Origin of the sequence: Sporanaerobacter sp. PP17-6a (assembly GCF_900095615.1) — a bacterium.
Taxonomy (GTDB): domain Bacteria; phylum Bacillota; class Clostridia; order Tissierellales; family Acidilutibacteraceae; genus Acidilutibacter; species Acidilutibacter cellobiosedens.
In genome coordinates this window covers 55,610-68,413 of sequence record NZ_FMIF01000010.1, presented here as the reverse complement: position 1 = coordinate 68,413, position 12,804 = coordinate 55,610, and the positions used below count along the sequence as shown (strand labels likewise).

At 34.6% G+C, this 12,804-nt stretch carries 11 protein-coding genes; 9 read left to right on the top strand and 2 right to left on the bottom strand.

Translation table 11 applies throughout. From position 1 onward, the window contains the following. Position 1 precedes the first annotated feature (1 nt). The 5 genes from hcp to PP176A_RS05360 all read left to right on the top strand — a co-directional run bounded on the left by hcp (position 2) and on the right by PP176A_RS05360 (position 4,861). Positions 2-1,567 (top strand): hydroxylamine reductase, encoded by a 1,566-nt coding sequence (gene hcp / locus PP176A_RS05380; RefSeq protein WP_071139435.1) that lies wholly within the window; start codon positions 2-4, stop codon positions 1,565-1,567. Positions 1,568-1,877: 310 nt separating this feature from the next. Then, the gene (locus tag PP176A_RS05375) at positions 1,878-2,201 is read left to right on the top strand and encodes a DUF4491 family protein (RefSeq protein WP_071139434.1); all 324 of its coding nucleotides are present in this window, start codon (positions 1,878-1,880) and stop codon (positions 2,199-2,201) included. A 213-nt stretch (positions 2,202-2,414) separates the two neighbouring features. After that, the gene (locus PP176A_RS05370; RefSeq protein WP_071139433.1) at positions 2,415-2,984 is read left to right on the top strand and encodes a DNA-3-methyladenine glycosylase I; all 570 of its coding nucleotides are present in this window, start codon (positions 2,415-2,417) and stop codon (positions 2,982-2,984) included. A gap of 103 nt (positions 2,985-3,087) precedes the next feature. Continuing rightward, positions 3,088-4,080 (top strand): NADH:flavin oxidoreductase, encoded by a 993-nt coding sequence (locus PP176A_RS05365; protein ID WP_071139432.1) that lies wholly within the window; start codon positions 3,088-3,090, stop codon positions 4,078-4,080. Positions 4,081-4,138: 58 nt separating this feature from the next. Beyond that, positions 4,139-4,861: an aminoglycoside adenylyltransferase domain-containing protein gene (locus tag PP176A_RS05360; protein WP_159429038.1), complete on the top strand. Its 723-nt coding sequence runs from the start codon at positions 4,139-4,141 to the stop codon at positions 4,859-4,861. Between the two features lie 62 nt (positions 4,862-4,923). On the opposite strand, the gene PP176A_RS05355 is transcribed toward PP176A_RS05360, so the two are convergent. Then, positions 4,924-8,223, bottom strand: coding sequence for a UvrD-helicase domain-containing protein (locus PP176A_RS05355; protein ID WP_071139431.1), 3,300 nt, complete (start codon positions 8,221-8,223; stop codon positions 4,924-4,926). Positions 8,224-8,457: 234 nt separating this feature from the next. Between PP176A_RS05355 and PP176A_RS05350 the strand changes: the two genes are divergently transcribed. The 3 genes from PP176A_RS05350 to PP176A_RS05340 all read left to right on the top strand — a co-directional run bounded on the left by PP176A_RS05350 (position 8,458) and on the right by PP176A_RS05340 (position 11,474). Then, positions 8,458-9,111 (top strand): response regulator transcription factor, encoded by a 654-nt coding sequence (locus PP176A_RS05350; protein WP_071139430.1) that lies wholly within the window; start codon positions 8,458-8,460, stop codon positions 9,109-9,111. Continuing rightward, positions 9,108-10,508 (top strand): sensor histidine kinase, encoded by a 1,401-nt coding sequence (locus PP176A_RS05345; protein WP_071139429.1) that lies wholly within the window; start codon positions 9,108-9,110, stop codon positions 10,506-10,508. The genes PP176A_RS05350 and PP176A_RS05345 overlap by 4 nt, the downstream gene beginning before the upstream one ends. Before the next feature lie 78 nt (positions 10,509-10,586). Beyond that, complete coding sequence (locus PP176A_RS05340) at positions 10,587-11,474, top strand: hypothetical protein (RefSeq protein ID WP_071139428.1); 888 nt, start codon at positions 10,587-10,589, stop codon at positions 11,472-11,474. Positions 11,475-11,594: 120 nt separating this feature from the next. On the opposite strand, the gene PP176A_RS05335 is transcribed toward PP176A_RS05340, so the two are convergent. Further along, positions 11,595-12,062, bottom strand: a complete 468-nt coding sequence (locus PP176A_RS05335; protein ID WP_071139427.1) for a pyridoxamine 5'-phosphate oxidase family protein — start codon at positions 12,060-12,062, stop codon at positions 11,595-11,597. A 242-nt stretch (positions 12,063-12,304) separates the two neighbouring features. Here PP176A_RS05335 and PP176A_RS05330 point away from each other — a divergent pair, with 242 nt between their 5' ends. After that, positions 12,305-12,703, top strand: a complete 399-nt coding sequence (locus PP176A_RS05330; RefSeq protein ID WP_071139426.1) for a GNAT family N-acetyltransferase — start codon at positions 12,305-12,307, stop codon at positions 12,701-12,703. Positions 12,704-12,804 lie beyond the last annotated feature (101 nt).

Sequence of the window (12,804 nt, the reverse complement as noted above, 5' to 3'; positions counted from 1 at the left end):
TATGTCAAATATGTTTTGTTTTCAATGTGAGCAAACTGCAGGTTGCAAAGGTTGTACCGGAACACAAGGTGTATGCGGCAAAAAAGAGGATACCGCTATTTTACAGGATGAATTAACCGGAGCTCTTATAGGTCTTGCTCGTGTGGCAGATGTTAGTGAACCTACTTCATCCACTCATCGTGCTATGATTGAAGGACTTTTTACTACTGTTACCAATGTAAATTTTGATAATAATGCAGTACAGCGTCAGATTGATGCGGTCCGCCGAGAAAGGAAAAAGCTGACTTCACAGTGTAGTAGTGTTGAGTATGATATGAAAGAATTGTGGAATGAAAGTGAAGATATCCGCTCTCTTAAATCCCTTATTCTCTTTGGGCTTCGAGGAATGGCAGCCTATGCTTTTCATGCATTGGTATTAGGATATACGGACAATGAGGTTAATCAGTTCTTTTACAAAGGATTACGGGCTGTTGGAGATGATTTAGGAATGGATGAATTGTTTCCTATTGTGATGGAGACCGGGAAGGTAAATCTTAAATGTATGGAACTGTTGGATAAAGCCAATACTGAAACATACGGGAATCCGATTCCTACTACTGTTCCATTGAAGATTGAAAAAGGGCCCTTTATTGTAATTTCCGGACATGATCTCCGTGATCTGTATTTATTACTGGAACAGACTAAGGGGAAAGGTATTAATATTTATACTCATGGAGAGATGCTTCCGGCTCATGCTTATCCAAAATTAAAAGCATATTCTCATTTAAAAGGGAATTTTGGTACTGCATGGCAGAATCAGCAGAAGGAATTCGCAAACATCCCTGCTCCTGTACTATTTACTACGAACTGTTTAATGCCTGTAAAGGATAGTTATCGAGACCGTATTTTTACTACTGAAGTAGTAGCTTATCCAAATATGGTTCATATAGGAGAAGATAAAGATTTTACTCCGGTTATAGAGAAAGCGCTGGAGTTAGGAGGATACAAGGAAGATAAGATTATGTTAGGCATTAACGGCGGTACTCAAGTGACTACAGGTTTTGGGCATGGTACAGTGTTATCCGTTGCCGATAAAGTGGTTGATTCAATAAAAAACGGTGATATTAAGCATATTTTTTTAGTCGGAGGATGTGATGGTGCAAAACCCGGACGTAATTATTATACCGAATTTGTTAAGAAGGCACCTAAAGATAGCATTATTTTAACTCTTGCTTGTGGTAAATACCGTTTTAATGATTTGGATTTGGGCAGCATCAACGGATTACCTCGACTAATGGATATGGGGCAGTGCAATGACGCTTATAGTGCTATTCGTGTAGCCGTTGCTTTAGCGGGAGTATTTAAATGTAATGTAAATGACTTACCGTTGACTTTAGTTTTATCCTGGTATGAACAGAAAGCAGTTTGTATCCTATTATCACTTTTATCTCTTGGCATCAAAAATATTTATATTGGGCCGTCACTTCCGGCATTTATATCTCCAGGAGTTCTTGATGTTTTAGTAAATAATTATAGTTTGACACCTGTATCTACGCCGGAAGAAGATTTAAAAAATATTCTTGGTTAATTGAGAATAAGATTTCTTAAATATATTTTTATGGGGTTTCCTGATGTTCTAAGATTAGATAACGGGAAATCCCATTTTTTATTGAATTATATGATATAATAACAAATAGTTTTAAATGTTGGTTATTTGTACCTTTTATGATAGAAATAAAAAATGGAAAATATACTTATTTTAAAGGAAATATATCTAATTTAAGCATATATACTAATAAAAATGGTGAAAATAAATTTAGCTTCAAAAACAGATAGAGAATTTAAACGAAAAACTCTGAATAATAAGTGAGAGTAGTGAAAAGGAGAGGGGATAATAAATGAATTACTATGGAGTGATTATAGGAATCGGGACGTTTTTAATTATTGGAATCTTACATCCGGTTGTTATAAAGGCAGAATATTACATAGGCTCAAGAGTATGGCCGTTGTTCTTGATAACAGGTTTATTATGTGTTTGTTTATCGTTTTTTTCTGATATGTTGATTTTATCGTCACTTTTATCTATATTAGGATTTTCGTTACTGTGGAGCATTCGAGAGCTTTTTGAACAAGAGAGAAGGGTAAAAAAAGGATGGTTTCCAAAGAATCCAAAGAGAGACCAAATGATATATAAATCTCCACAAAGCAGGATTAGAAATTGATAGATAAAAAAGCAGATAGCCTTATTAGAGATAAGATTATCTGCTTTTTTATATCCACATTATGATGATAATGATTCCATTGTTTTTTGAAAAAAATACCGTTATAATTAATTTAAGAATATTTTCATTTCATAAAGAGCTCTTCTTTATTCTCGGATTTTAAAGTTAAATTGTATTCTTTTCATTTCTGAAAAGATGAGGGGGAAATATAAGATGAATAGATGTGATTGGTGCAAATCAGATGAACTTTATATAAAATATCATGACGAGGAATGGGGAGTACCTGTTCATGATGATAAAAAACATTTTGAATTTTTGTTGCTGGAATCAGCTCAATCTGGTTTAAGCTGGATAACTATCTTAAGGAAAAGAGAAAATTACAGAAAGGCCTATGATAATTTTGACCCAGAGAAGGTAGCTTGTTATGATGAGGAAAAGATTGAAGAATTGCTTACAAATCCGGGAATTATCAGAAATAAAAAGAAAATCCAATCTTCTATCACTAATGCAAGGAGATTTATAGAGATACAAAGAGAATTTGGCAGTTTTGATAAGTATATTTGGAATTTTGTAAACTGGAGACCTGTTATCAATAGCTACCAAGACATATTGGAAATACCGGCGACTTCGGATTTATCAGATTTAATAAGCAAAGATTTGAAGAAAAGGGGTTTTAAATTTTTAGGTTCTATTACGGTCTACGCTCACCTGCAAGCTACAGGTATTGTCAATGATCACATAGACTCATGCTTTAGAAAAAATTGTTCTACAATTAAGGGATAAATATTAAAATGTATTGAAACAGTAGGCCGTTTTGAAATTTGGCCTAAATTACTATTTTATATGAATCTTTAAAATACCATTTATGGGAAAGGAGAAAATGAAGATGTTTTATTTGGGTGAACCACTTACGTATAGTAAATTTCAATTAAAAAACAGACTAGTTATGCCGCCTATGGCGACAGCAAAATCTGATGAAGACGGAAGGATCAGCCAAGATATTTTAGATTATTATGACGAAAAGTCGAGGGGAGGATATATATCTCTTGTTATTATTGAACACAGTTATGTTTCTCAGCAGGGGAAGGCAAACCATAACCAGATTTCCGTTGCCGAGGATTATTTAGTGGAAGATTTAAAGAAGTTGGCCGACATTATTCATGGGAATGGTTCCAAGACAGTTATGCAGATTAATCATGCCGGAAGTGAAACTTTAAGAGAAGTTATAGGAATGGAGCCGGTGGGGCCTTCACCAGTGAAAAATCCGTCGAGAAAAGATACGGCAATACCTCAAGAGTTATCAAAAAATGATATTGAAAGAATTATAGATGATTTTAAGCACGCTGCGGTTAGAGTAAAAAATGCCGGATTTGATGGTGTAGAGCTTCATTCTGCTCATGGATATTTATTAAACCAGTTTTTATCTCCTATTACAAATAAGAGGACTGATGAATATGGAGGGGGCATTGAAGGCAGGGTGAAAATTCATTCAGAGATCATAAGGGCAGTTCGCAAAGCGGTCGGAGAAGACTTTCCTATTCTTTTGCGTTTCGGTGCGACAGATCATATGGAAGGCGGAATTACAACAGAGGATATTAAAACCGCTGCTGAGATATTTGAAAGAGCCGGAGTTGATATGCTGGATATTTCAGGAGGAATGTGTAGATATACTATACCCGGTGTAAATGAACCGGGCTATTTTTCACCACAATCCGAAGCAATCAAAGAGGTTGTTTCTATTCCCGTAATCTTGACCGGTGGGATTAAGACAGCAGATGAAGCAGAAGCCATTCTTCGAGAAAAAAAGGCAGATTTGATCGGAGTAGGTAGAGCGATATATAGAGATTCCAATTGGGCCAGAAATGCTATGGAAAGGTAATAAAACATTGCATTATAATAATATTCTTAAAATTATAAAGCAGGAATATCAAACTATTTTGGGTGACAATTTGGTTGGGATTTATGTACATGGCTCTATAGCATTTGGATGCTTTCATGAAGAAAAAAGCGACATTGATTTTATAGCGGTAATACAATCTAAAATTGATAGTCCGACAAAATTAAAAATACTTAATTGTTTGAAGGAGATTTGGCCTTTTTGTCCTCCAAAGGGAATAGAAATGAGTATAGTATTGAAGAAGTACTGTTTGAATTTTGAATATCCTACTCCTTATGAATTGCATTTTTCAAAGGATTGGTTAAAAACATATTTGTTAAGTCCGATGGTGATGTGTGGGGATGAGCTGAAAAAGGATAAAGATTTAGCAGCCCATTTTACGGTAATACGCAATTGCGGAATTGTGCTGTGGGGCGAACCAATTCAAGAAGTTTTTGGAGAAGTCCCAAGAGACTTTTATATTGACAGCATCAAAGGCGATATTTTAAATGCTGATGAAGAAATATTAAAAAATACCACCTACATTACATTAAATTTATGCAGAGTACTGGCTTATTTAAAAGATAATAAAATTTTATCAAAGGAACAGGGCGGGAAGTGGGCCTTAAAAAATATTGATGATAAATATCATTTATTGATAAAAGAAGCTTTGAGCGATTATCGGGCAATGGGTCAAGTTAATGTAAAGGATGATATTAAAGTATCTTTTAGTAAATTTATGATGAACGAAATAATGAAGCTATCTGAGAAACATAAAATATAATAATTAAAAGCTATTAACATTATCTTAATGTAATAGCTTTTAATTATTTATTGTAAGTCCATTTATATATCAAAAATACTGAGCTGTTTAGATTGAGGTCTATGTTTGTTTGTGGAAGTATTTTCCTTTATAATGGAGTCTTCAGGTATATCGGAAATAAAGGGAGACGGCCTATCATGGGAAGTTATAAGGATAAGTTCATCCTGCGCCCTTGTCATACCTACATAGAAAAGTCGCCTTTCTTCATCTAAATTGAAGTCACGGCCGGAATTTTTCAGAGGAATCAGACCATCGTTTACTCCACATATGAATATAACTGGAAACTCAAGGCCCTTTGATCCATGTATCGTCATTAATGAAACCGCATCAGAAGAATAAATCTTGCTGCTGCTACGGACTACATCACTTTCATGCCCTAATATAAGGGTTTGAATAAAGGAGGGCATATTATTGTGAAAGACGGATGTATTTAAGAGCAGTTTTAGACAATCTATGCCGGATAGGTTATTATCATTAATCCAAGAATCTATTAGCTTCACGGGTTTTTCTTTATGGAGTAAAGGTTCATATTTCTTTAGTAATTCAATAAAATTCCAAGATTTTACTAAATCATCAGACGGCTGAACTTTTTCTATTATTTTAATAAGAGACGGTATATTCTTTTTAGCTGAAACATAATTTTTTAGTATTTCTTGAATTAATTCCGTTGAATATATGCCTGATATTTTTAGGTATGTCTTTAAGGAAAAAATATCCTTTGGATTGAGTAAAAACTGGAAGAAAGCAATTACGGCACGAACTTCCTTTTCTGAAAGAAACTCATCTTTTCCTGCAACTACGTAGGGTATGCCCTCTTTTATAAGGCACTGCTCTATAATATTCGCCTGGTGATTAGTACGATATAATATGGCAATGTCAGCAAAGCTTCTTGGATTTTTTACTTTGGAATTCTTCCTGTCAGTTTCCGATATCTTCTGTGTATCTATCATATCAATACCGCCCACTATGCGGTTAATCTCCTTAGCGACAAACAATGCTTCGGAAAATTCATTATTGGTTTTTAGAAGTCGTACTTTTGTACCTTTTTCTCTTTTGGATTCCAGAAAACTAAAAGGTTCCCCCTTTATTTTTTTGGAAATTACCGATTTGGCACAATGTATGATCTCAGGAGTCGAACGATAATTTTGGATAAGCCTGATATTTTTGGCATGAGGAAAATTCTCTTTAAATATATCAAAATATCGAAAATCTGAACCTCTAAAGCCATAAATTGATTGCTCGGGGTCCCCTATGACGAAGATATTATTACTTGCCCATTCTTTAATTAAACGGTACTGAATTTCATTAATATCTTGAAACTCATCTACTAAAAGATAGGAGAAAGAATTGCTTAAATTTGTATTTTTAAACTTTTTGAGTGCTTCAAGAAGGATATCATCATAATCCATAACATCATACTGTTTAAGCTGCGAACAGTATAAATCATATACTTCCAATGGAATTTTAAGCTCTTTCTTATTTTCTTCTCCTGAAATTGTTCCGCTTTTCATCAGAGAAATTTCCTTCATAGCATCCCGTGGGGAGATCTTCAGTTGAAGATTTTTCAGTATATCTTCAACTATAGAAATTGAATTATATTCATCAATAATTGTAGTTTTTCCATTCCCTTTTTCTTCAGATAAAATTTTTAGACATATGGAATGAAATGTTCCTATATTCATGGCTTTTACTGTGTTTTTGTTCTTAAAATGTTTTTCTAAACGACTGCGCATCTCATTAGCAGCTTTATTGGTAAAAGTAACGGCGGTTATTTCTGAAGGAGAAATACCGCAGTTTTCAATTAGATATACTATACGGTATACCAATGTTCTTGTCTTTCCCGTTCCGGGGCCAGCCATTACTACGATTACAGGTTCCGGCGATGAAACATCTTCCCATTGTTCTTGATTTAATCTGTAAGGGTTGCTGGAAGGAAGAGGTTCAATAGAGCTTGCTGAGTAAGGTTCCGAAACCCTTTCTTTTTTAATTAAAGATTGTTTTTGAATATCGTTATTTTTATCATTATTCCTGTCATTATTATCTTCATTTTTAAAAAGGCTTATTTGGCCGGAAATTAGATTTATTTCATTCTTGTTCATTACATTAATTTGTCCATATTTTCCATCGTAACCGGGATGTATTTCCACTTGCCCAGCTCGCAACCTGCGAATACCTTCTGCAATATGAGGTCCAGCAGCTAATTCTATATCGCTTAAGGATGCTTCCCGAAGGATGAATAATTCAGTACCTAAAGTTTGTATCAGATTTTCATACCTTCTTTTTACCTTAATGCTGGCAGTAGTAAAGCCTAATGAAGATGCAATTATTTCCCGAAGGGGAACGAGGCTTTCAAAGTGTTTGGCTGTCTGAGGGACGAACCCTTCAGCTCTGTCTGCCAAGGCTTCAACTCGATGAAGTACCCCTACTGTAAGTCTACCTCCACACACTGGGCATATACCCGATAAAGCTTCGGTTTCTGCAGGTTTTAAGCATACTTTACAATTTCTGTGTCCATCGTAATGATATTTTCCTTCCTCTGGGAAAAATTCTATTGTACCATAAAATTCCTTTGTATTTCGGTTCTTTAAAGCCTGTGATATATTTGAATAAGAAAGGTCCGTATCAAAGATATTAGCTTCTCTGGCCAAATTAGCAGGAGAATGAGCATCTGAATTAGAAACTAAAGTAAATTTATCAAGTGCAGAGAGACGCCAGTTCATGGGGGGATCTGAAGAAAGGCCCGTTTCTACAGCATAGATATTGTCCGTTAGATCTTTGAAACATTCTCTTATATCATCAAACCCTGAATACTCACCGTATAAAGAAAAATGAGGAGTCCATATATGGGCAGGAATAAATATGGCTTCCGGGCATATATCAAGTACAATTTCAAGCAAATCCTTACTATCAAGACCTAATATGGGTCTTCCATCAGAGTGTAGATTACCTATGGCCTCGAGACGATGAGATATTAATTCAGCTTCCTCCAATCCGGGGAGAAGTATTAGATTGTGGATTTTTCTCACTTTTCCGTTTTTTTTGTATATTGAGCTGATTTCTCCAGATATAATGAATCGAGGCTTAAAATCTGTTCCTCCAATATTATCTTCTTTGCGATAATCATCTTTAAGAACATATAGACCTTCTTCTGAAGGAGTGAGTTTTTCCTTTAATTCTTCACGCCAAACTGGATGTGTGAAATCCGCTGTTCCAAGGAGATTGATACCTTTACGTCGTGACCACATTTCAAGAATTTCAGGTATACATTCTTTACTTGTTGCTCTTGAATACTTTGAATGAATATGAAAATCAGCAATAAACATAACAATACACCTACATTCTTATCAAATTGAATTAACTTATATTATAAATATTATAAACCAAAAAATAACTTTTCTCAAAATTTTATTTGAGTCTCTAATATGTATCAACATCGTATCTATTTGTATAAACGATCTGTGTATGTATTATATCATATATTCGGTATGATGAAATTATCTTTTCACTTTACAACTCTATAATAAAATGATGTTATATTAAAAAAGGGGTGAATCATTATGGCATCAATTTTAATTGTTGAGGATGAAATATCAATCAATGAGTTAATTAAAAGGAATTTGCAGCTCGTAGGACATCGCTGTACTTCTGTTTTTGATGGGAAAGCTGCTGTCTCTGAAATACAGGATCATACCTATGACCTGATAATTTTGGATATTATGTTACCTGAACTTGATGGATTCGAAGTTTTTAAAAAAGTAGATAAAATTCCCACGATTTTCTTAACGGCACGGAGCAGTTTATCGGACCGCATAAAAGGTTTTTCAATGGGAGCTGACGATTATCTGGTAAAACCTTTTGAAATGTTGGAACTGTTAGCTCGTGTAGAAGCGGTATTACGTCGAACTCAAAAAAACAGAAGTTGCTTTGAACTAGGGAATGTGAGGATTGATTTTGACAGCCATCAAGTATTTTATATGGGACAACCTGTAGAATGTACCCCTAGAGAATATGAATTATTGGAGGTACTTGTAAATAACCGTAATATTGCATTATCGAGAGAAAAATTATTGGAGCTTGTATGGGGCTATGACTATGAAGGCGATACCAGAACGGTTGATGTTCATATACAGAAACTGCGAAAAAAATTAGGGTGGGATGATGTAATAAAAACCGTCTACAAATTGGGTTATCGTTTGGAGGTAAATCAATGAAATACCGTACATTTTTAGCAACGCTTATGCTTTTTCTGTTTTCTTTTAATTTCGGAATATTAGTGATTTCTGCCATTACGTTTAAAGATACTGCCAATAGTGCCAAAGAAAGAAGCTTGGGAGAACATTATTTTATAACATCTGCCCTTATAAAGGATTTTCACGCTGTGGAAAGTCGGGGAAATGATATTGAAGGATATTTGGATTCTCTGCTCCAGCCTTATAGTTATCTGTCTGAGGATAAAAAAGTCAAATTAGCACTTTATAAGGATAGCCGTCTTGTATATTCAAATCGGTTGAGAATAGAATTACAGGACAATTTATTGGAACCTCCGAAGAACGGAAACCGTATTGTTTCGATACAAAAATCAGAGGACGGTACATATGTAATTGTTTCGGGGAAACTTCCCGATCCCTATGATTCTTATACGATGAGTTATCTTTACGATATGACAGATGAAATTACTTCATGGGAACAAATGAAAAATATGTTGTTTATTATAGGATTCATTCTTTCCTGTTTTCTTTCTTTAAGTCTTCTTTTCCTGTTTAATCGAATATTTAAGCCTCTTGCGCAGATATCTCAAATTTCTCGTAGCATAGCGGATGGTGCATATGAAACAAGACTTCCGGTATCCGGACATGATGAAATTTCGGAAATGGCACAAAATTTTAATAGCATGGCAGAGAAAATTCAAAATCAAATGACGGAACTTATCACTGAGGCAGAAAAGAAGCAGCAGTTTATTGATAATTTTGCTCATGAACTCCGTACACCTTTGACCGCAATCTATGGATATGCAGAATATATGCAAAAGGCCGTTATGACCGAATCTGATAGGTTGTTCGCAATAAATTATATTATGTCGGAAAGCCGTCGTATGCAAACAATGGCTTATCAATTACTTGAACTGGCAAATCTCAAAAATGATCAGATAGTGTGGAAAGAACAAGAAATATCAAGACTTTTTCAATATATCAAGACAACCCTACATAATAAGATTATAGAAAAAGAAATTAAAATAGAGTTTATTTATGAAATGGATATTGTTTGGGGGGATGCTTGTTTACTGGAAAGTTTACTTGTAAATTTAGTTGATAATGCGATAAAGGCGTGCAGTAAAGGAGGACATATAATAATACGTGCTGCCGTAGAAAATGGGAAGAAAATGATTTGTATCCGGGATGACGGAAAAGGCATGACGGCCGAAGTACTCAACCATATTACAGAGCCTTTTTATCGGGCAGAGAAGTCGCGAAATCACAATGATAGCGGGGCAGGGTTAGGTCTCGCCATTTGCAAACAGATTGCCTTATGTCACAATGCTGAGCTTAAATTCATCAGCCACCCCGGAGAAGGAACTACAGTAAAAATAACTTTTACAACTTCGAAATAACTTGATAATTATTCTATAATTATGTTCATTTATACTACTTATTGTGATCACAAATAAAACTATAAAGGAGCGATTAATATGAAAGAAGATAGGCCAGAGGGGAGAAAATCCAAAAAGATTATATTGTCAGCTATAGTAACTATCGGAGTCAGTACATTTTTGTTTCAAGGATTTACACAGATGGCTGTGAAGGATGAAATGGGGAAGACCGATATAATCCCTACAAGTTATACGGTTCATGCCGATAGTTTGCCTAATACGGTACAAAATAACCTGCCGGAAGGTTACAAAAAAGCAAATTATACAATAAAACCAATTGATCTTGAGTATTACCGTAATCAAAAACCAACCGATAAGGACATGACAAAAGAAGATGCCGCAGAGGTAGGAGCACAAGCCCTTTGGGAAATATTTGGCTTGGATTTGAAAGGGCAGGTAATTGAAATGGGTTATCACTTGCCTACAGAGAATCTTCCTCGTTCAAATTGGTATGCTGATGTACTGATTAACGGTGAGCGCAGTTATTATTTTTGCGTGGACTCCGTGACTGGAGAACTGTTTGATATAGGTTACGGCAGAACACTGAAAGAAAATGTTTCAGTATCATTTGATGCGGTCCTCGATAAAAATCCCCAGGAATATGTTACATTGGCAAAAGATCTGGCAAAGAAATATAATGTCGTCCACGGTGCAGTCGAGTCGGCTGAATATAATGGGCAAGGTTACAGCGGCAACGACCCGACTATTTCAATCGATATCATAGGTGAAAATGGGGAGATTGCTTTGATGACCTTCTCTCGATATGATAAAGCACTGCTTGGTATTGGTTATAGTTCGCAATATAAATATGGTCTGGAATTGCAGGAAAAACTTCTCGAGCAAACGAAAGAAAAGAGCGAGGAACTTAAAAAGTCGGATTCTTCTAAAGAAGAAGGAAATCCTCTTTTAGAAGTCATAGAATGGTAAATTTTACTGAAGTTTAAATGGGAAAATTAATCTGACATATAACGTAAACGGAGTTAATACAAAAAACACGAGTACCTTTAAGGTGCTCGTGTTTTTTTGGCATGATAATTGTGTTATGTATTATATTGTAATAATATCATTATGGAAGTCATATCTTTTTGCGGTCTTATTAAGATAATCAATGGAATATTTATTATTATCGTCAAATACAACGGCTTCAGTCAAATTAATTTTTAATATGCAAGTCCCCGGATCGTCTTCATCTACATGACGATCATAAAAAATGATAAAGACTTCTCTAAGTTCTTTTGCCAATTCCTGATTTTTTATTTCTTTTGGATTTCCTAAATTTTCAGCCTTTCCAATACCTTGGAATAAATCTTTGCAGACAGCTACATTTGAATTGAGCGATATTTGCTTCATCTTATGGGATGATGTGTGAGTTACGACATATATACATCCATCTTTATAATATCCATCTACGATACGTACACTTACATTATTTTTATTACATGTTGCTAAAGATATCTGTACGTCATGACCAAGTTGTTTTTGTATCAGTTCACAAGCAGCATCAAATTCATTCATAGGGGACACCCTCCTTATTATATTTCTTAAATATAAATAATCTTTATTATTTTTATAGTAACATAATTTTTAAATAATACTTAAAAATGTTGTCGAAAAAGAAATAAAAGTTTTTGATGGGAGGAATCTGGTATACTGATATAATAATAGTACTATTTGCGATATCGGATCTGAAAAGAGGAGTTTACAGTATTCCTTCGGATATTTAAGCAATATTAAAAAATTGTATGGAGGGTGAGAATATGATTAGGGTAATGAATGAAGAGGATTTGCCGGTAGTAAAACATATTATACAATCTATACCTTATTTTTGGCACGAATGTTGGGATGATGGTACATTAAATAAGGCTTTGAAATCTTCAGGTTCTCTTTCGTTTGTATATGAAGAAGACGGCTGCATATTAGGTTGCATATTTGCGTATGACTTTGGATTTAGGGGGTATATAGCGAAAATTGCTGTTTATGAATCAGCTCGTTTTAAAGGAATTGGAAAGAAACTCATTAAGCATGTTGAAGATATTTTACGGAGTAATAATTGTGAATTGATTATTGCAGATGCTTTAGAATCAGCTGTTCCTTTCTATAAAAAATTAGGCTGGGAAGAACCAAATGCAATTTTATTAAGAAAGAAATTATTATAGGGTATTCATAAGGTTGATGAAATAGGATATTGGGAATAAGCGGAGTGAATTATTTTGAGCCTGTGAAATAAGGCTGTAAATTGAAATATATAAGAGATTTC

Coding starts and splice junctions, on each gene's coding strand:
- PP176A_RS05370 (WP_071139433.1), top strand. CDS start 2,415: ATGAATAGATGTGATTGGTGCAAATCAGATGAACTTTATATAAAATAT.
- PP176A_RS05365 (WP_071139432.1), top strand. CDS start 3,088: ATGTTTTATTTGGGTGAACCACTTACGTATAGTAAATTTCAATTAAAA.
- PP176A_RS05330 (WP_071139426.1), top strand. CDS start 12,305: ATGATTAGGGTAATGAATGAAGAGGATTTGCCGGTAGTAAAACATATT.
- PP176A_RS05335 (WP_071139427.1), bottom strand. CDS start 12,062: ATGAATGAATTTGATGCTGCTTGTGAACTGATACAAAAACAACTTGGT.
- hcp (WP_071139435.1), top strand. CDS start 2: ATGTCAAATATGTTTTGTTTTCAATGTGAGCAAACTGCAGGTTGCAAA.
- PP176A_RS05345 (WP_071139429.1), top strand. CDS start 9,108: ATGAAATACCGTACATTTTTAGCAACGCTTATGCTTTTTCTGTTTTCT.
- PP176A_RS05375 (WP_071139434.1), top strand. CDS start 1,878: ATGAATTACTATGGAGTGATTATAGGAATCGGGACGTTTTTAATTATT.
- PP176A_RS05340 (WP_071139428.1), top strand. CDS start 10,587: ATGAAAGAAGATAGGCCAGAGGGGAGAAAATCCAAAAAGATTATATTG.
- PP176A_RS05355 (WP_071139431.1), bottom strand. CDS start 8,223: ATGTTTATTGCTGATTTTCATATTCATTCAAAGTATTCAAGAGCAACA.
- PP176A_RS05350 (WP_071139430.1), top strand. CDS start 8,458: ATGGCATCAATTTTAATTGTTGAGGATGAAATATCAATCAATGAGTTA.